Below are 17,949 nucleotides of genomic sequence, written 5' to 3' on the forward strand. Positions count from 1 at the left end.
CCCTCACCCCAACCCTGGCTGCGCGCCCCGCTCCGGAGGGAGAGGGGGCAGATCGTGCCGGCTGACTCCGTGGTTTCATCCTGCTCCGAACGGTCCCCTCTCCCGCTTGCGGGAGAGGGTTAGGGTGAGGGGCTCTTGATCTTCGGAGCGCACTACCCACCGTTCTCTCCAAGAGGGGTTTCCATGCAAGACCTCCGCTTTCTCACCAACGCCGACGTCGCCGAGCGCCTGAGTTATCCCCAACTGATCGAAGCCCTGCGCATCGGCCTCGCCGGACCTTGCGAAGCCCCGGTTCGCGGCTGCCATGAATTGCCCGGCAATGCCTCACTGTTGACCATGCCGGTGTGGCGGCCGGGGCAGGACATCGGCGTCAAGCTGGTCACCGTCTTCCCCGGCAACGGCGCGAAGAACCTGCCAGCCGTGGCCGCGCTGTTCTGCCTGTTCGACGGCGAGACGGGGCGCCCGCTGGCGATGCTCGAAGCCTCGGAAATGACCGCCCGGCGCACTGCCTGCACCTCCGCGCTGGCCGCCGATTACCTGGTGCGCCGCGATGCGCGACGGCTGCTGGTGGTCGGCAGCGGCACCCTGGCACCGCACATGGTCCGCGCCCACTGCTCGGTGCGCGAATACGAGGACGTCGCCGTCTGGGGCCGACACGAAGACAAGGTGCATGCGCTGGTGAAGCAGCTGCAGGACGAAGGCTATCCCGTCCATGCCTGCGTCGATCTGCGCGGAGGCGTGGCGGCGGCGGACTGCATCAGCTGTGTCACCACCTCGCGCGAACCCATCGTCCACGGCGCCTGGCTGCGCTCGGGCTGCCACCTCGACCTGGTCGGCGCCTTTCTGCCGTCCATGCGCGAGACCGACAGCGAAGCCGTGCGCCGCGCGCGCATTGTGGTCGATACCCGCGAGGGTGCGCTGGAAGAGGCGGGCGACCTGCTGATCCCGGTAAGCGAAGGCGTGATCGACGAGAGTGCTATCCACTGCCAGTTGGCCGACCTCCTGAGCGGTCGCGGCGCACGCAAGGACGACAGCGAGATCACCCTGTTCAAGTCCGTGGGTTATGCACTGGAAGACCTGATCGCCGCGCGCCTGCTGCTTGCCGTGAATTAATCCAGAAAATCTGTGGGCCGGCCTGTGGATAACGTCTGGGAGAACCTCGCCAGGCCCCATGGCAGCAGGTGCCGCCCGAGGCGGTCGATTTCTGCTCGATCATCCCGCAACCCCTGTATGGATGGACAGGTACGGCTTCGCGGAAAAGTTCCGCGCCTCCGATAGTTGTCCCCGTCAGCCGTTGAAAGACCTGTGGATAACCTTGGGAAGAACTTCTCCAGCGCAGCGACGGCGGGGCGTGCGGCGGGGCGCTCGAAAATCGTCCAGGGGGAAATCGGCATTCCGCTTGCCCACAGAATCCGTGGAGCAGCCTGTGGAAAAGGTGGGCGCAACTCGCGGCAGGCCCGTGGCCATGGGGCTTTCAGGCGGCTGTTCGGGTTTTATCCAGCGCGGCTGTAACGCAACGCGGCGGGTTCGGGCTGTTATGCTCGGCCGACCGACAAGAACGCGCACCGTACGATTCCCCGGCATGCATCGGCGACGGCAGTGCCCAGCAAGAGGATATCTGTGATGACTACTCCCACTCTGTTCATTACCGGCGCCACTTCCGGCTTCGGCGAAGCCTGCGCGCGGCGTTTCGCCCGTGACGGGTGGTCGCTGGTGATCACCGGCCGTCGCGAGGAGCGCCTGAATGCGCTGGCCCAGGAGCTTTCCGCCGAGACCGAGGTACTGCCGCTGGTGCTCGACGTGCGCGACCGCGCGGCGATGACCGCTGCGGTGGACAGCCTGCCGGAGAAGTTCGCCAAGCTGCGTGGCCTGATCAACAACGCCGGCCTCGCCCTGGGTACCGACCCTGCGCAGAACTGCGAGCTGGATGACTGGGACACCATGGTGGACACCAACATCAAGGGCCTGATGTACGCCACCCGCCTGCTGCTGCCGCGCCTGATCGCCCATGGCCCGGGCGCGAGCATCCTCAACCTGGGTTCGGTGGCCGGCCACTGGCCCTATCCGGGCGGTCACGTGTATGGCGCGACCAAGGCCTTCGTCGAGCAGTTCTCGCTGAACCTGCGTTGCGACCTGCAGGGCACCGGCGTGCGCGTCACCAACCTCGAGCCGGGCATGTGCGAGAGCGAATTCTCCCTGGTGCGCTTCGGCGGTGACCAGGCGAAGTACGACAAGACCTACGCGGGCGCCGAGCCGATCCAGTCCGCGGACATTGCCGAGACCATCCACTGGATCATGAACCAGCCGCCGCACATCAACATCAACACCCTGGAAATCATGCCGGTGAGCCAGGCGTGGGCAGGGTTTGCGGTGCATCGCAAGGGGTGATGTGCGGTCGGCTAACCGTCGTACTCCGGGGTGTCCGTGCCGGGACTTCTCCCTCACCCCAGCCCTCTCCCAGAGGGAGAGGGGGCCGTCCGAGCCGGCTGACATCGAGGCTTCATCCTGCACCAAACTGCCTTCTCTCCCTCTGGGAGAGGAGCCGTCCGTACCGGCTGACGCCGAGGCTTCAACTCGCACCGAACGATCCCCTCTCCCGCTTGCGGGAGAGGGTTAGGGTGAGGGGCTGTTGATCTTGTAGAAACGAGCAGGTCAGCCCGCGAGCAGCCAGGCACCGGCACCCGCCGAAGCCAGCCCGGCGAAACGCACCAGCGGTGCAGCCGCCTGCGGCAGCAGGCGAACGATCCCGTAACCCGCCGTATGCAGCGCCGCAGTCGCGCCGACGAAGCCGGCGGCATACAGCCACGGGCTGCTCAGCTCCGGCAGTTCCAGCCCGTGGGCCACGCCGTGGGCGAGGGCGAACAGTGCAGTCGCGCCCATCGCCAGGAACAGCGGCGGACGCACCGCCAGTGCAACGCACAGGCCCAGCGCCAGCACGGAAGCGGCGATGCCGGTCTCCATGAACGGCATCTCCAGCCCCTCGAAGCCCAGCAGCCCGCCGATCAGCATGGTCACGACGAAGGTGCACGGCAGCGCCAGCCGCGCCGCGCCTTTCTGCTGCGCGGCCCAGAGCCCGACGGCAAACATTGCCAACAGGTGGTCGAGGCCGGTGAGGGGATGGGCGATGCCGGCGATCAGGCCGTGGTCGCCGTGGCCCGGATGGGCGAAGGCCACGGCCGGAGTGAGGAACAGCGCCAGGCTGTAGAGGGCTTTGCGCAGCTGCATGGAAAACTCCCTGGTTCTTGTGATGGAGCGTCTGGTCATGGAACGGCCGGCATCCGCGGCCGCGAAGAAGGCATCAGGCTGCGCTCAGCAGGCCCTGGCGCTCGATGAAGGTGATGATCTCGGCCAGGCCCTGGCCGGTCTTCTGGTTGCTGAAGACGAAGGGCTTGTCGCCGCGCATGCGCGAGGCGTCCTGGTCCATCACTTCCAGCGAGGCGCCCACCAGCGGGGCGAGGTCGATCTTGTTGATCACCAGCAGGTCGGACTTGCAGATGCCCGGCCCGCCCTTGCGCGGGATCTTGTCGCCGGCGGACACGTCGATCACGTAGAGGGTCAGGTCCGACAGCTCGGGGCTGAAGGTGGCCGAGAGGTTGTCGCCGCCGGACTCCACCAGGATCAGGTCGAGGCCGGGGAAGCGGCGGTTGAGCTGGTCCACGGCCTCGAGGTTGATTGAGGCGTCCTCGCGGATCGCCGTGTGCGGGCAGCCGCCGGTTTCCACGCCGATGATCCGCTCCGGCTCCAGTGCTTCGTTGCGCACCAGGAACTGCGCGTCCTCCTGGGTGTAGATGTCGTTGGTGACCACGGCGATGTTGTAGCGCTGGCGCAGGGCGCGGCACAGCGCCAGGGTCAGGGCGGTCTTGCCGGAGCCCACCGGGCCGCCGATGCCGACGCGAAGAGGTTGAGAGTTCATGGCAGTTCTCCTAGGAGCGGAACAGACGGCTGTATTGGGTTTCGTGGGTCATGCAGGCCAGCGCGAGCCCGAAGGGCGCGCCGCCGTGGGGATCGTTTTCCAGCGCGGCCCGGCAGGCGGCGTCGAGGTCGGGGAGCAGTTGCGAGGTGAGCTTCTGCGCAGCCATCTGGCCCAGCGGCAGGGTCTTCATCAGCACCGCCAGCTGGTTCTCCAGCCAGCTCCACAGCCAGGCGCCGAGTGCCTGCTCCGGGGAGAGCCCCCAGGCGCGGGCGGCCAGGGCCCAGGCGGCGGCGAAGGAGGGCTCGCCTTGCCCGGCAAGCCACTGGCGAGCGGGCTCGTCCAGCTCGGGCAGGGCCTCGAGCAACTGGCCGAGGGAGAAGCCCATCTGCCGGTTCTCCAGGCCCAGCTCACGGGTTTCGCGGCTGGCGCGATGACGCTCGGCGGCGTCGCGCAGGGCGTCCCAGTCAGCGTCTTGCGCGGCACGCAGCAGCTCGGCCAGCAGCGGGCCTTCGAAGCGCGCGAGGTTCAGGTGCAACTGGTCGGCGAGCCAGGTACGGGCACCGTCGACATCCCTCACCTGGCCCTGGTCGATGGCGCTTTCCAGGCCTTGGGAATAGCTGTAGCCGCCGATGGGCAACTGTGGACTGGCCAGGCGCAACAGCGACCAGATGGCGCTCACCGCCGCACTCCGAACTGGTGCAGCTTCGGTGCGTAGTTGAATTCCTCCTCGCCGTGGTGCGAGTGGTGATGGCCGCCGCCGTAGGCGCCGTGTTCGGGCTGGAAGGGCGCGTCGATGGTTTCCACCGTGGCGCCGAGTTGGTCGAGCATGGCCTTGAGCACGTAGTCGTCGAGCAGGCGCAGCCAGCCATCGCCGACCTGCAGGGCAACGTGGCGATTGCCCAGGTGATAGGCCGCGCGGTTCAGCTCACGGGCGTTGGCGCAGGTGACGTGGAGGAGTTTTTCCGGCGCCGCGCAGACGCGCACCACGCGGCCATCGTTGGCCAACAGGCACTCGCCATCGGTCAGTGGCGACTGGCCGCGTTCGAGGAACAGGCCGACGTCTTCACCGGTGCTGGTGAAGCAGCGCAGGCGACTCTTGCTGCGCGCCTCGTAATTCAGGCGAAGCTCGGCGTCCCAGTGTTCGCGGGGTTCGATTCGTTGGTGGATGACCAGCATGGCAGTGTCCGGCAGTAGCAATGGCGGTGCTACAGCAAGGGGCTTGCCAGTGCGGGCGCGCGTCAGTTCTGGCGCGGGCTGCAGCCCTTGTCCGAGTGGTCAGCAATGGTGCGTGCGCGCAAGGATGGTGCGCACGAAAACGGTGCGCACCAAGGCGGGGCAGTAGTGCTTTTCGTAGGAGCGCGCGCGCGTGGGTTCGTCAGGGCCGCGAGCCGATCCCGGTCCAGTGCTTGGCGCCGATCATGATGAAGCGCAGCTGCTGGGTGATCTTCGCCTGGGGCGAGAGGTGCGTCGGCAGGCTGTCGGCCGGTGGGTCGATCAGCTCGGGCAGGGTGGCGAACACCGTCTTCACCACGAGGTCGGCGATCACGTCGATGTCCTGGGTGGTGAGGTGCGGCAGCTTGTTGAGCAGTGCAAGGTCGGCGGCGAGGTCGTCGGTGATGCGCTGGCGCAGGGCGCCCACGGCCTGACGAATCGGGTGCGAGCCGCCGTACTGCTCGCGGGCGAGGAAGAGGAACTGGGTGCGGTTGGCGGTGACGGCGTCGAGGAAGATGCGCACCGAGGCCTCGATCACGCCGCCCAGCTCGAATTCGTTGCGACGCACCACGCGCAGGGTCTCGCGGAAGGTCTCGTCGACATCGGCGACCAGGGCGAGGCCGAGCTGGTCCATGTCGGTGAAGTGCCGATAGAAGCCCGCCGGCACGATGCCCGCCGTCTTCGCCACTTCCCGCAGGCTCAGGCTGCCGAAGCCGCGGCCGCTGTCCATCAGGCCGCGCGCGGCATCCATCAGGGCCAGGCGGGTCTGTTGTTTCTGTTCAGCGCGGGGAGTGGCCATACGGCAGTGCTATCCAGGGCAAAGGCGCAGGCACTCTAGCAAATGCCGGTCGGCGCGGGGGAAGTTCCTGTGGAAAATAGTGAACGAGTGTTGACTGAAATCTCCTGCTCGTGAGATTTTAAGTGAACATATGTTTACTGTTCGGTGTTCGCCCATGTCCCTGCTTCCCTTTGCCGGCCTGCGTTTCCTCTCGCCGCTGTTGTCGCCGCTGCGCGCCCTGGTGCGCGGCCAGTGGCTGCGCGAGTCGGATGTCGATGCCGCGTTGCGCGCCTGCAACCGTGGCTGGTCGCTGCGCCGCGTGTTCGCGCGGGTCGAGGCGCGGCAGTGGGTGGCGGACGACATGCTCGAACTGCGCCTGCGCCCCAATGCGCACTGGCGTGGCGCGCGGCCCGGCCAGCACCTGCAGTTGTTCGTCGAGCGCGACGGTGTGCGTCACAGCCGCAGCTACAGCCTGACCCGCGTCGCCGAGGACGGCTGCCTGGAGTTCGCCGTGAAGCTGCAGCCGGGCGGGCGCATATCCACCTTCCTGCTGCAGCAATTGTGCGTCGGTGAAGTGCTGGAGCTGGGCCTGCCGGACGGCGACCTGAGCTGGCCGGCCGGTGACCAGGGCGTGCTGCTGCTGGCCGCGGGCAGTGGCCTGACACCCTTGCTCGGCCTGCTGCGCGAGGCGCTGGCGCGCGGCTACGGCGGCCCGGTAACGCTGCTGCATTACGTTCGTCAGCGCGGTCAGAAGGCCTTCGTCGATGGGCTTCAGGCGCTGGCGCGGCAGTACCCGAATCTCGAACTGCGCTGGGCGTTGAGCGGCGATGCCGCGCGGGACGGCGAGTTGTCCGGACGCTTCCAGCGCGATCATGTGGCCGACCTGGATGGCCGCCACGTGCTGGCCTGCGGCCCTGGCGGCTTCGTCGAAACGGTACGCCAGGCGCTGGGCGCGAGCAGCCGCAGCCTGCAGGTGGAAAGCTTCAGCCCGCCGGCCTGGGACGGGCAAGAGCCGGCAAAGGCCGTGAGTCTGAGCTTCGCCCGCAGCGCGTTGCAGGTGGCTGGCGATAGCCGCCGCAGCCTGTTGGAGCAGGCCGAATCCCACGGCCTGCGCCCGCTGCACGGCTGCCGCCAGGGCGTTTGCACCAGTTGCACCTGCACGCTGGTCAGCGGCTGCGTGCGCGACTTGCGCAGCGGCGAGCTGTTCAGCGAACCGGGCCAGCCCATCCGTATCTGCGTCAGCGCGCCCCAGGGCGACCTGACCGTCGATCTCTGATCTTCAGGAGAATGTCCATGCGCGAAGATCGCGACCTCAGCGCCGCCGAACTGGCGGCCTTCGGTGCCGAGCTGGACGCCCTGCGCCAGCGCACCCTGCATGACCTGGGCGAAAAAGACGCCCGCTACATCCGTCGCATCCGCGCGGCGGTGCGCTTCTGCTGCTGGAGCGGCCGCGTGCTGCTGATGGCCGGCTGGTTCCCGCCGACCTGGCTGCTGGGCACCTTCCTGCTCGGGCTGGGCAAGATCCTGGAGAACATGGAGCTGGGCCATAACGTCATGCACGGCCAGTACGACTGGATGAACGATCCGGAATTCTCCGGGCGCAACTACGAGTGGGACATCGTCGGCCCCGCGGACTTCTGGCGGCACACGCACAACCACGTGCACCACACCTACACCAACGTGCTGGGTATGGACGACGACGTCGGCTATGGCGTGGTGCGGCTGTTCCCCGAGCAGAAGTGGAAGCCGTTCTACCGCTGGCAGCCGCTCTGGGTGACGCTGCAGGCGCTGCTGTTCCAGTACGCCGTGGCGGTGCAGCATCTGCGCCTGGACAAGTACGTGAAGGGGCGGATGAGCAAGGAAGAGTTGCGCCCGCTGCTGCGCCAGTTCAACGCCAAGGTCGGGCGCCAGTGGGTGAAGGATTACCTGGTGTTCCCGCTGCTCGGCCTGTTCACCGGCGCCTTCGGCGCGGTGCTGCTGGGCAACGTCATCGCCAATCTGATGCGCAACCTGTGGACCTTCACCGTGATCTTCTGCGGCCACTTCACCGAGAAGGCGGCGGTATTCCCGCCCGAGGTGGTGCAGGGCGAGACGCGTGGCCACTGGTACCTGCGCCAGCTGCGCGGGTCGAGCAACCTGGAAGGCGGCCCGCTGTTCCATATCCTCACCGGCAACCTCAGCCACCAGATCGAGCACCACCTCTATCCGGACCTGCCGGCGCGCCGCTATGCGCAGCTGTCGAAGGAGGTGCAGGCGATTGCCGCGCGCTACGGCCAGACCTACAACAGCGGCCGCCTGTCGGCGCAGTTCGCCACGGTGCTCAAACGCATCTGGATCCATCGCCGACCGACACAGCCAGCGATCGCCTGAGGCAGATCAGGCGCGGCGGGTCAGCGGCGAGGCGATGTCCTCACGCAGGGCGCGCAGGTCGGCGGCGTCCTGGTTGAGGTGATGGATGGACTTCAGCAGCTTCTGTCGGAGCAGGTCATCCTGGACCTGTTCGACCGCCCGCATGACTTCCAGGGCCGTGGCCTCGTTGTTGGCGGCGACGGCGTCGAGAGTCTTTCGCAGGCTGCGGGTTGCGTGGTGCACGTTGGTGATCTCCTGAAAACTGCGTGCACCCTACGACCTGAGTATTTCCAATAAATTTCAACAAGTTGCTTTCCGATCGGCGGTCATGATGTCGCATCGGTGGCAGATCGATTCAGGAAAGCATGCACAGCGCCAGCAGTGGCACCAGGTTGAGCAGCAGGACGCCGATCTTGTAGACGGCCATGCCGCCGTAATGAATCGCGTCGAACTGCTCGACTGGCAGGGTGAACCAGCGCGAATGCAGGCGGTAGACGAAGTCGTGGGCGAGGGTGAAGGCGGCGAACCAGACCAGCAGGATGACGTAGTTGATCAGGGTGCAGTAGAGCAGGAAGGGTTTCAGGTCCAGGAGCGGCATGAGGATTCTCCGGCCACATACTGCATTGGAGTAGCCGCCGGGCGCAGGGTTTCACCGGTTTGCCGGCGGGCGCGCGTCCGATAGCCGGCGCACTGGCCGCCGGCCATAATGCGCACCTGCTGCAAACCATGTGATCTTTGCCGCATGACCGCTGTCCGATGTGCGGACGGCTAACCTTGCCCTGACACCCACCTTCCTCATTTTCCTGCCGGACTTGCCATGTTCAGCCCGCTCGTCACGTTTCCCGCGCTCTACACCGCCACGCTGTTGATGCTCGCCGGCTCCGGCCTGTTCACCACCTACATGGGCCTGCGCCTGACCCAGGAAGGCGTCAGCGACCTCTGGGTCGGCGGTCTGATGGCGGCGTACTACTTCGGCCTGGTCTGTGGTGGCAAGTTCGGCCACAAGCTGATCGCCGGCTTCGGCCACATCCGCTCCTACGTCGCCTGCGCCGGCATGGCCACGGTGATCGTGCTGATCCACGCGCTGGTTTCGCAGCTGGAGGTGTGGATCGTCCTGCGCTTCGTGATGGGCGCGGTCATGATGAACCAGTACATGGTGATCGAGAGCTGGCTCAACGAGCAGGCCGAAGGGCACCAGCGCGGCAAGGTGTTCGCCGGCTACATGGTGGCGGTGGACGCCGGCCTGGTCGTTGGCCAGGGCTTGCTGGCGCTTAGCCCGGCGCTGGATTACAAGCCGCTGCTGCTGGTCGCCATGTGCTTCTCGTCGTGCCTGATCCCGCTGGCGCTGACCCGTCGCGTCCACCCGGCCAAGCTGGTGGCGGCGCCGCTGGAGATCGGCTTCTTCTGGAAGCGCGTGCCGCAATCGCTGGGCACCATCTTCGTCGCCGGCCTGATGGTCGGCGCGTTCTACGGCCTGGCGCCGGTGTATGCGGCGCGCAACGGCCTGGACACCGCGCAGTCGAGCTTCTTCGTCGGCATGTGCATCGTCGCCGGCTTCTGCGCGCAGTGGCCGCTGGGCTGGTTGTCGGACCGGGTCAACCGCAGCTGGCTGATCCGCGCCAACGCCTTGCTGCTGTGCCTGGCCGCAGTGCCGATGTGGGGGCTGATCGAACTGCCCTATACGCTGCTGCTGGCGAACGGATTCGTCACCGGCATGCTGCTGTTCACCCTCTATCCACTGGCGGTGGCGCTGGGCAATGACCACGTCGAGCAATCGCGCCGGGTGGCGCTGTCGGCCATGCTGCTGACGACCTACGGCGTCGGCGCCTGCATCGGCCCGCTGTTCGCCGGCGCGATGATGCGTCACTTCGGGCCGGGAATGTTCTACATGCTGGTCTCGGCCTATGCGCTGATCCTGATCTTCTGGGTGCAACCCAAGCGCGTCACCGGTGTGCACCGCGTCGACGAGGCGCCGCTGCACCACGTGGCCATGCCCGACACCGTCAGCCCGATGGCCGCCGCGCTGGACCCGCGTGTCGAGGAAGTGCCGGAGGAACTGGTGGTGGAAGCGCCGGCGAGCATTGGTCGCTCCGATGGCGAGCCGGATGCTGGCGAGACGAAGCTCTGATCGAATTGCGCTAACGCAGAAATGAGAAAGCCCGGCAGATGCCGGGCTTTTCTTTCGCCTGTCAGGCGTATTTCGTCTGGATCAGGAAACACGCTTGAGGTGGGCATCGAACACGGTGTCACCACCGGACTCGGCGACCATGTTGCTGTGCAGCTTGTCGATGGTGTGCTCGGAGCCGTTCTCGGCTACGCGGACGTCATCCATCTGCTTGTGCAGGCGGTCGATGGTGCGGTCGGAGCCGTTTTCGGCGACACGGGCTTCAGCGCTCTTCTGCTGCAGCTGGTGTTCGTGTTGCGGAAGGGAGCGCGGGCCGTTGTTGAGGATGGCCGGGGCGGCGAAGACGGCGCTGGCGGACATCAGGGAAGTGAGTGCAAGGCTGAGGGCGATCTGGCGTTTCATGTTGTGTGGCTCCGAAAGGGGGGCGGTTTGTTTTGGCTACGGGGTTATTTTCCCTTCGGATAAATCGATTTAAAAACGATGCCGGGTAATACAGAGCATCAGCGATGTCGATTATTTAGCCGGCTAATTTCTACTATCGCCGTTAATGATGTAACGACGAAAACCGCTCTAGGGCGGTGTTTTCAGGTGCGTTTCAGGAGGTTTCAGGCAAGGCGCCGTTACAAATCACGGCTGGCCTGTTATCGATGGCGGGGTTTCGTGAACTTCGAGCGATAAGAAAGCCCGGCGGGGCCGGGCTTTTCTCTCACCTTGCGGTGTACTGCCTTGGGCGTCAGGCCTTCAGGTGGGCATCGAAGACGGTATCGCCACCGGACTCGGCGACCATGTTGCTGTGCAGTTGGTCGACGGTGTGCTCGGAACCGTTTTCGGCAACGCTCATCTCGCTGTGCAGGCGGTCGATGGTTTTGCTCGAACCGTTTTCAGCCACGCCCAGTTGCTTGTGCAGGCGGTCGACGGTCTGGCTGGAGCCATTCTCGGCGACGTTCATGGCCTGGTGCAGGCGGTCAACCGACTGGCTCGAACCGTTTTCGGCAACACTCATTTCGCTGTGCAGACGGTCGATGGTTTTGCTCGAACCGTTTTCAGCCACGCCCAGTTGCTTGTGCAGGCGGTCGACGGTCTGGCTGGAGCCATTCTCGGCGACGTTCATGGCCTGGTGCAGGCGGTCGATGGTTTTGCTCGAGCCGTTTTCAGCCACGCCCAGTTGCTTGTGCAGGCGGTCGACGGTCTGGCTGGAGCCGTTCTCGGCCACGTTCATTTTCTGGATCAGGCGATCAACCGACTGGCTGGAACCGTTTTCGGCGATACGGGCCTTGGCCGCGTCCAGTTGTTTCTGCTGCTGACCCAGGCTGCGTTCGGCGCCTTCCTGAACCAGGATCTGGGTCTGGCTGGCGTTGATGACAGGGGATTCCTGCTGGGAGCCGGCGAAAGCGGCATTGGCAGCAAGTACGGAGAGGGCAAAGCCAAGTACGAGGGTGCGTTTCATGATGCGGCTCCAGAAAGAGTGGGGAGTTCGTTGGACACGGACTCAGTATCTGTTCTGGATTATCGATTAGAAAACGATGCCGAAAGATAGTCGCTATCGATGTCGATGATTGTTGAATAGTATCTTTAAAATCAGATACTTGGTTGTGAAAATTGACTTCTATCAACGCCTTCGATGGGCGATATCGGCGTGATTGGTAGTATCTGATTATTCGATGTATTTGTGGGGCAGGTCTGGCTCAACGGCTCTGGGATGCGGGTCTTCGCCGAATGGCAGGGCGCGCAAGCACGAAGCCCGGCCGGAGTCGGGCATCGATGCGGGCGATGGCGGGGTTACTTCAGGTCCTGGAGCAGGTCGGCCATGTCGTCGGCGTGCTCTTCCTCCTGGGCGAGGATCTCCTCGAACAGGCGGCGCGTGGTCGGGTCGTCGTCGCCCAGGTAGACGACGATTTCGCGGTAGCTGTCGATGGCGATGCGTTCGGCGACCAGGTTCTCGGTGATCATCTCGCGCAGGTTGGCGCCGGCCACGTATTCGGCGTGGGAGCGCTCGGTCAGCCCGTGGGGATTGAAGTCCGGCTCGCCGCCCAGCTGCATGATGCGCTCGGCCAGCAGGTCGGCGTGCTGCAGTTCCTGGGTGGCGTGCTCGAGGAATTCGGCGGCGGCCACGCTGGCTTTCAGTCCGGTGGCCATGAAGTAGTGGCGCTTGTAGCGCAGGTAACAGACCAGTTCGGTGGCCAGCGACTCATTGAGCAGACGCAGCACGGTCTTGCGGTCGGCATGGTAGCCCTCGGTCACTGCGCCGTCCTCGATGTTCTGGCGCGCCCTCTGGCGCAGGGTCTGGACGTCGGTCAGTTGTGCCTGGTTCATCAGGTATCTCCTTAACGGCGGGCCGGCGCTGCGGTGGCGCGCGGCTTGGTTCGGGTCTCAAGGGTGTGAGTCGCGGGCCGCCTTGAAAGTTTGGTTTTTTTGCCCGGCAGCGCCGTCGCGCACAATTGCCGCGCAGATTGCGGGAGCCATCACCTCGCTATGCTGGTCCAAGACGACAGGCCAAGGGAGAATGCCGGCCCGGCATGCTCAGGCGGCCGATGATGACCGGCAGCGACGTGGGGACGTCGCTGCTTCCACCGACGCGGCAAGCAGGGAGTTCAGGTATGACGCGCGGGAAACGAATCTGCCTCTGGAGCTTCAAGGGTTTCATCGCGGTAATCGCCGCGCTGGTGGTGTTCATCGCCACCTTCGACTGGAACCGGGTGAAGCCGACCATCAACGAGAAGGTCTCGGCCGAGCTGGGCCGCCCCTTCGCCATCAATGGCGACCTGCAGGTGTTCTGGCGCACCGAGCCGGACGAAGGCGGCTGGCGCGCCTATGTGCCGTGGCCGCATTTCAGCGCCGCGGACATCACCCTGGGCAACCCCGACTGGGCGGCCGGCAAGACGCGTTCGACGAACTTTGCCAGCCTGGAGAAGGTGGAGTTCCGCCTCGCCCCGCTGCCGCTGCTGTGGCAGACCGTGAACATCCCGCAGATCGTCCTCACCCGCCCCAGCGCCGATCTGCTACGGCTCGCGGATGGGCGGGCGACCTGGACCTTCGAGCTGCCGAAGAAGGAAGAAGACCCCAACGCCCCGCCCGAGCAGTCTTCGTGGAAGCTGGATATCGGCGAGATCGGCTTCGACAAGGGCAGTGTCACCCTCGATGACCAGCGCCTGAAGACTCGCCTGGAATTGCTGGTGGACCCGCTCGGCAAGCCGGTGCCGTTCGGCGAACTGGCGGGCAAGGCGCTGGCCGGCGGCGACAAGGCCGAAACCCAGGACTACGTGTTCGGCTGGAAGCTCAAGGGCCAGTACAAGGGTCTGCCGCTCAACGGCTCGGGCAAGGTCGGCGGCATGCTCGCCCTGCAGGATGCCGCCAAACCCTTCCCGGTGCAGGCCGACGTCTCCGCCGGCAGCACCCGCGCGAGCATCGTCGGCACGCTGGTCGACCCGCTGAACCTCGGCGCGCTGGACCTGCGCCTGAAGCTGGCTGGCACCAGCATGGCCAACCTCTTCCCGCTCACCGGCGTGACCCTGCCCGATACGCCGGCCTACGAGACCGACGGCCGCCTGAAAGCCGAGCTGCACGATTCGGCCGGCGCGCAGTTCCATTACGAGAACTTCAACGGCAAGGTCGGCGACAGCGATCTGCATGGCGACCTGGTGTTCGTCAATCGCCAGCCGCGGCCCAAGCTTTCCGGCAAGCTGCGCTCGGACCAGTTGCGCATGGCCGACCTCGGTCCGCTGATCGGCGCCGACTCCAACAAGGAGAAGCAGGCGCGCGGCCAGAGCACCCGCCAGCCGGCGGACAAGGTGTTGCCGGTGGAAGAGTTCCGCACCGACCGCTGGCGCGCCATGGACGCCGACGTGGAGTTCACCGGCAAGCGCATCGTGCACAGCGACAAGCTGCCGATCAGCGATCTCTACACCCACCTGGTGCTCAACGATGGCCTGCTGACCCTGGAGCCGCTGCGCTTCGGCGTGGCCGGCGGCACGCTGGACTCGCACATCCGCCTGGACGGCAGCAAGACGCCGTTGCAGAGCAAGGTCCAGCTGCAGGCGCGCAGCTTCAAGCTCAAGGAGCTGTTCCCCAGCTTCGCGCCGATGCAGTCGAGCTTCGGCGAGCTGAATGGCGACGCGGCCATCAGCGGCACCGGCAATTCGGTGGCAACCATCCTCGCCGGCGCCAACGGCGAGATGAAGCTGCTGATCAACGACGGGCGCATCAGCCGCAGCCTGATGGAGATCGCCGGGCTCAACGTGGGCAACTACGTGGTGAACAAGCTGTTCGGCGATGACGAAGTGAAGATCAACTGCGCCGCTGCCGACGTGGGCATCACCCATGGCCTGGCCAAGCCGCGGGTGTTCGCCTTCGACACCGAGAACGCGATCATCACGGTGGACGGCACGGCCAACTTCGCCACTGAGCAGCTGGACCTGGACATCACTCCGCAGAGCAAGGGCGTGCGCATCTTCTCTCTGCGCTCGCCGCTCTATGTGCAGGGCACCTTCAAGAACCCGAAGGCGGGTGTGCATGTCCTGCCGCTGGCTGCGCGCGGTGCGGGGATGGTAGCCCTGGGTGTGGCAGTCGCCCCGGCGGCAGCGCTGCTGGCACTTGTCGCCCCGAGCAAGCAGGACGACAACCAGTGCACCGCGTTGCTGGAGCAGATGAAGCAGCCGGCGAAAGCGCCCACGAAGGGCAAATGAGCTCCTGCCGGTGACGCCAGTGCGTAGGGCGCATAACCCGGTACGGGTTATCCGCCATTCAGGCGGATAACGCCTTAGGCGTTATGCGCCCTACCGGCGGATCAGTAGATCGGGACGTACAGATCGGTTTCCGACGCCGGGTCCTGCGGGCCGAGGAAGCGTTCGGTGTAGCGCTCCAGGTCCACGCCTTTCTTCGGCTCCAGCCCGTGGCGGGCCAGCAGGCTGGAATAGATGGCCTGGAAGCTGTCGGCGATGGCACTGACCGGGCCGATGTGGGTGAACACCGCGTACTTCTGCGCGGGCACCGCGAAGCTGACCATGCCCTCGGGCACGGCCGCGCCGGCATCCACCGGCAGGCCGGCGATGTAGTGGAACTCACCGCCCGGCAGTTGAGTGCAGACGCCATAGGCCGTCTTGTCCGCCGCGCTGGCCGTGACCTCCTGCTCGCGCGGCAGGAAGCGTTGCCACAGCTGGCCGATGCTGTCGCCCGGCGCACTGCCGCGGTAGTCCATGCCCACCACGTCGAAGGCGGGCAGTTCGATGATGCGGTATTTCATGGGCGGCTCCTGAGATGGCTGCGGGGATGATAGACCGTCGTCAAGGCCCGAAGGGAACAACCCCGCGCGCCTGCGACGCGTTGCCGATGAAGGTGCCAGACGAAAAAGCCCCCGCCAGCGGGCGAGGGCATTTTCTTCACCGCTCAGGCCTTGGTTACGGCTGGTAATCACGCTCGTGGCGGTCCAGCTCGGAACAGGTCATGAACCCCGACCCGTCCACCCGGCCACTGCCGTCGAAGCTCACGTAGAAGGGCTGTTGCTGCCCGTCCTTGCTGAGGATGTAGCTGTTGCAGCTGCCCGGCTTCATCAGGCGCTTCTGGGTCGCCGACGGGGTGCCGCCGATCTTCAGGACTTCTTCCTGGCTCATCCCCTTCTCGACATTGCGCACCAGCGGCTCGTCGCGGTAGGTGATGTAGTTGACCGGGTTCTGCACCTTGGTGGAGGCGCAGCCCGCCACCGAGGCCAGTACCAACAGCGCCAGCAGTGATCGCTTGTACATGGTGTTCTCCTTGGTTGAGCAACTCACTCGCTCAACTTGGAGCCTAGGTCATGATCCGGCGTTCAAGAAATCTGTGGGACGCAGGCCTCACTGGGCTTCTTTCAGGGCATCGTCCAGGCGTTGCTGGTTCTGCACGTTGGCCGCATCGATCTGCTGCTTGAGTTGCTGCATCTGCTGCTGGGCCTGTTGCGCCTGCTGGGCCTGCAGGTTGGCAGTGGTGGCCGCCGTGGCGGCAGTCTCGCCCAGGCCGCAGGCGGAGAGCGCGGCAGCCAGGAGCAGCAGGAGGGGCAGTTGGAGGGGGCGCATGGCGGACTCCGGGCGCGAGGGGTATACCGCCACACTAGCGCATGGCGGCATTCGCGTCAGTGAGCGGCTGCTCAGCCGTAGCGCTTCATCGCTTCGATGGCCAGGCCGTTGCCGATCCCACCGAAACGGTCGCCGTCGATGTGGCGGGCATTGGGCAGCATCGCCGCCACGCTCTGGCGCAGGGCCGGCACGCCGGAGGAGCCGCCGGTGAAGAACACGGTGTCGACTCGTGCCGGGTCCACGTCGGCGGAGTTGAGCAGTTCGCTGATGCTGCCACGCACGCGCTCCAGCAGCGGGCCGATGGCGCCTTCGAACAGCTCGCGGCTCAGTTCCGCGACCAGGCCGGCTTCGATGCGGGCGAGGTCAATGTCGCGGCGCTCGGTGTCGGACAACTCGATCTTGCTGGCTTCCACCTGCATCGCCAGCCAGTGGCCGGCGCGCTGCTCGATGAGCTTGAACAGGCGGTCGATGCCGGTGGCGTCGACGATGTCGTAGCGCATGTTCTGCAGCGCCAGCTGGGACTTCTGCGCGTACACCGCGTTGATGGTGTGCCAGGTGGCGAGGTTGAGGTGGTAGCTGGTCGGCATGAAGGCGTCGCTCTTCATCTTGCTGCCGTAGCCGAACAGCGGCATCACGCCCTGGATGCTCAGCTGCTTGTCGAAGTCGGTACCGCCGATGTGCACGCCGCCGGTGGCGAGGATATCGCCCTGGCGGTCGGCCACTTCGCGGCGTTCCGGCGACAGGCGCACCAGCGAGAAGTCGGAGGTACCGCCGCCGATGTCGACGATCAGCACCAGCTCTTCACGCTCGATGCTGCGCTCATAGTCGAAGGCCGCGGCCAGCGGTTCGTACTGGAAGGACACGTCCTTGAAGCCGAGTTTCTGCGCAACGGCGACCAGGGTGTCCTGGGCTTCCTGGTCGGCCTTGGGGTCATCGTCGACGAAGAACACCGGGCGGCCCAGCACCACGGAATCGAACTCGCGCCCGGCAACCGCTTCGGCGCGCTTCTTCAGCTCGCCGATGAACAGCCCCAGCAGGTCCTTGAACGGCATGGCGCTGCCCAGCACGGTGGTCTCGCTTTTCAGCAGCGAGGAGCCCAGCAGGCTTTTCAGCGAGCGCATCAGGCGGCCTTCGTAGCCTTCCAGGTATTCGTGCAGGGCCAGGCGGCCGTACACCGGGCGGCGTTCCTCGACGTTGAAGAAGATCACCGAGGGCAGGGTGATCTTGTCGTCTTCCAGGGCGATCAGCGGTTCGCTGTCCGGACGCCACCAGCCGACGGTGGAGTTGGAGGTACCGAAGTCGATGCCCAGGGCGCGGGCCGCAGTGGTCGGGAACATGGTGCAGGATGTCCGGAGAAAAAACGGCCGCGCAGTGTACGCGAGCGCTGTAGGAAAATCAGGGTATCCGTCGGGAAGCGATGGTGGCAAACAGGGCTTGGGGAGTAGCTTGTAGTTTTGCTACATTGTGTTCCTGTAGTTTTCCTACAAGAGTTTTCCACTATCTGATTTCCGTTCTCCCACCCCGTACA

At 65.6% G+C, this 17,949-nt stretch carries 20 protein-coding genes; 6 read left to right on the plus strand and 14 right to left on the minus strand.

Going from position 1 to position 17,949, the window contains the following annotated elements; translation table 11 throughout:
- Positions 1 to 183 precede the first annotated feature (183 nt).
- Positions 184 to 1,113 (plus strand): ornithine cyclodeaminase family protein, encoded by a 930-nt coding sequence (locus IB273_RS24810; protein ID WP_192225247.1) that lies wholly within the window; start codon positions 184 to 186, stop codon positions 1,111 to 1,113.
- A 510-nt stretch (positions 1,114 to 1,623) separates the two neighbouring features.
- The gene (locus tag IB273_RS24815) at positions 1,624 to 2,388 is read left to right on the plus strand and encodes an SDR family oxidoreductase (RefSeq protein ID WP_081515568.1); all 765 of its coding nucleotides are present in this window, start codon (positions 1,624 to 1,626) and stop codon (positions 2,386 to 2,388) included.
- A 264-nt stretch (positions 2,389 to 2,652) separates the two neighbouring features.
- Here the strand turns inward: IB273_RS24815 and IB273_RS24820 are convergent, their stop codons facing one another.
- From IB273_RS24820 to IB273_RS24840, 5 genes are all read right to left on the minus strand, one after another.
- On the minus strand, positions 2,653 to 3,225 hold the full coding sequence (locus IB273_RS24820; RefSeq protein WP_081515569.1) for a HupE/UreJ family protein: 573 nt from the start codon (positions 3,223 to 3,225) through the stop codon (positions 2,653 to 2,655).
- 73 nt (positions 3,226 to 3,298) lie between these two features.
- A complete protein-coding gene (gene ureG / locus IB273_RS24825) occupies positions 3,299 to 3,913 on the minus strand; it encodes an urease accessory protein UreG (RefSeq protein ID WP_045216312.1) in 615 nt (204 codons plus the stop codon).
- 10 nt (positions 3,914 to 3,923) lie between these two features.
- Positions 3,924 to 4,592, minus strand: coding sequence for an urease accessory protein UreF (locus IB273_RS24830; protein ID WP_192225248.1), 669 nt, complete (start codon positions 4,590 to 4,592; stop codon positions 3,924 to 3,926).
- Positions 4,589 to 5,089 (minus strand): urease accessory protein UreE, encoded by a 501-nt coding sequence (gene ureE / locus IB273_RS24835; RefSeq protein WP_081515572.1) that lies wholly within the window; start codon positions 5,087 to 5,089, stop codon positions 4,589 to 4,591. The genes IB273_RS24830 and ureE overlap by 4 nt, the downstream gene beginning before the upstream one ends.
- A gap of 199 nt (positions 5,090 to 5,288) precedes the next feature.
- A complete protein-coding gene (locus IB273_RS24840; protein ID WP_081515573.1) occupies positions 5,289 to 5,924 on the minus strand; it encodes a TetR family transcriptional regulator in 636 nt (211 codons plus the stop codon).
- A 154-nt stretch (positions 5,925 to 6,078) separates the two neighbouring features.
- Between IB273_RS24840 and IB273_RS24845 the strand changes: the two genes are divergently transcribed.
- Together IB273_RS24845 and IB273_RS24850 are read left to right on the plus strand one after the other, a co-directional pair.
- The gene (locus IB273_RS24845; protein ID WP_192225249.1) at positions 6,079 to 7,179 is read left to right on the plus strand and encodes a flavin reductase family protein; all 1,101 of its coding nucleotides are present in this window, start codon (positions 6,079 to 6,081) and stop codon (positions 7,177 to 7,179) included.
- A gap of 11 nt (positions 7,180 to 7,190) precedes the next feature.
- The gene (locus IB273_RS24850; RefSeq protein ID WP_192225250.1) at positions 7,191 to 8,273 is read left to right on the plus strand and encodes a fatty acid desaturase family protein; all 1,083 of its coding nucleotides are present in this window, start codon (positions 7,191 to 7,193) and stop codon (positions 8,271 to 8,273) included.
- A 6-nt stretch (positions 8,274 to 8,279) separates the two neighbouring features.
- Here the strand turns inward: IB273_RS24850 and IB273_RS24855 are convergent, their stop codons facing one another.
- Positions 8,280 to 8,495 (minus strand): hypothetical protein, encoded by a 216-nt coding sequence (locus IB273_RS24855; RefSeq protein WP_192225251.1) that lies wholly within the window; start codon positions 8,493 to 8,495, stop codon positions 8,280 to 8,282.
- A 112-nt stretch (positions 8,496 to 8,607) separates the two neighbouring features.
- Positions 8,608 to 8,850: a DUF6868 family protein gene (locus tag IB273_RS24860; RefSeq protein WP_081515577.1), complete on the minus strand. Its 243-nt coding sequence runs from the start codon at positions 8,848 to 8,850 to the stop codon at positions 8,608 to 8,610.
- A gap of 219 nt (positions 8,851 to 9,069) precedes the next feature.
- On the opposite strand from IB273_RS24860, the gene IB273_RS24865 reads away from it, so the two are divergent.
- Complete coding sequence (locus IB273_RS24865; protein ID WP_081515578.1) at positions 9,070 to 10,380, plus strand: MFS transporter; 1,311 nt, start codon at positions 9,070 to 9,072, stop codon at positions 10,378 to 10,380.
- An 81-nt stretch (positions 10,381 to 10,461) separates the two neighbouring features.
- On the opposite strand, the gene IB273_RS24870 is transcribed toward IB273_RS24865, so the two are convergent.
- The 3 genes from IB273_RS24870 to IB273_RS24880 all read right to left on the minus strand — a co-directional run bounded on the left by IB273_RS24870 (position 10,462) and on the right by IB273_RS24880 (position 12,690).
- On the minus strand, positions 10,462 to 10,779 hold the full coding sequence (locus tag IB273_RS24870) for a phage infection protein (protein ID WP_192225252.1): 318 nt from the start codon (positions 10,777 to 10,779) through the stop codon (positions 10,462 to 10,464).
- Positions 10,780 to 11,110: 331 nt separating this feature from the next.
- Complete coding sequence (locus tag IB273_RS32005) at positions 11,111 to 11,824, minus strand: hypothetical protein (RefSeq protein WP_192225253.1); 714 nt, start codon at positions 11,822 to 11,824, stop codon at positions 11,111 to 11,113.
- 332 nt (positions 11,825 to 12,156) lie between these two features.
- The gene (locus IB273_RS24880; RefSeq protein WP_045216340.1) at positions 12,157 to 12,690 is read right to left on the minus strand and encodes a ferritin-like domain-containing protein; all 534 of its coding nucleotides are present in this window, start codon (positions 12,688 to 12,690) and stop codon (positions 12,157 to 12,159) included.
- A 284-nt stretch (positions 12,691 to 12,974) separates the two neighbouring features.
- On the opposite strand from IB273_RS24880, the gene IB273_RS24885 reads away from it, so the two are divergent.
- Positions 12,975 to 15,059, plus strand: coding sequence for an AsmA family protein (locus IB273_RS24885; protein ID WP_192225254.1), 2,085 nt, complete (start codon positions 12,975 to 12,977; stop codon positions 15,057 to 15,059).
- A 101-nt stretch (positions 15,060 to 15,160) separates the two neighbouring features.
- Here IB273_RS24885 and IB273_RS24890 read toward each other — a convergent pair whose 3' ends face one another.
- The 4 genes from IB273_RS24890 to IB273_RS24905 form a co-directional block, all read right to left on the minus strand.
- On the minus strand, positions 15,161 to 15,616 hold the full coding sequence (locus tag IB273_RS24890) for a GyrI-like domain-containing protein (RefSeq protein ID WP_192225255.1): 456 nt from the start codon (positions 15,614 to 15,616) through the stop codon (positions 15,161 to 15,163).
- 154 nt (positions 15,617 to 15,770) lie between these two features.
- Positions 15,771 to 16,115 (minus strand): osmotically-inducible lipoprotein OsmE, encoded by a 345-nt coding sequence (osmE, locus tag IB273_RS24895; protein ID WP_151188470.1) that lies wholly within the window; start codon positions 16,113 to 16,115, stop codon positions 15,771 to 15,773.
- Positions 16,116 to 16,202: 87 nt separating this feature from the next.
- Positions 16,203 to 16,421: a hypothetical protein gene (locus IB273_RS24900; protein ID WP_151188469.1), complete on the minus strand. Its 219-nt coding sequence runs from the start codon at positions 16,419 to 16,421 to the stop codon at positions 16,203 to 16,205.
- Positions 16,422 to 16,492: 71 nt separating this feature from the next.
- Positions 16,493 to 17,758 (minus strand): Hsp70 family protein, encoded by a 1,266-nt coding sequence (locus IB273_RS24905; protein ID WP_192225256.1) that lies wholly within the window; start codon positions 17,756 to 17,758, stop codon positions 16,493 to 16,495.
- Positions 17,759 to 17,949 lie beyond the last annotated feature (191 nt).

It is taken from the genome of Pseudomonas sp. PDM19, assembly GCF_014852215.1.
GTDB lineage: Bacteria > Pseudomonadota > Gammaproteobacteria > Pseudomonadales > Pseudomonadaceae > Pseudomonas.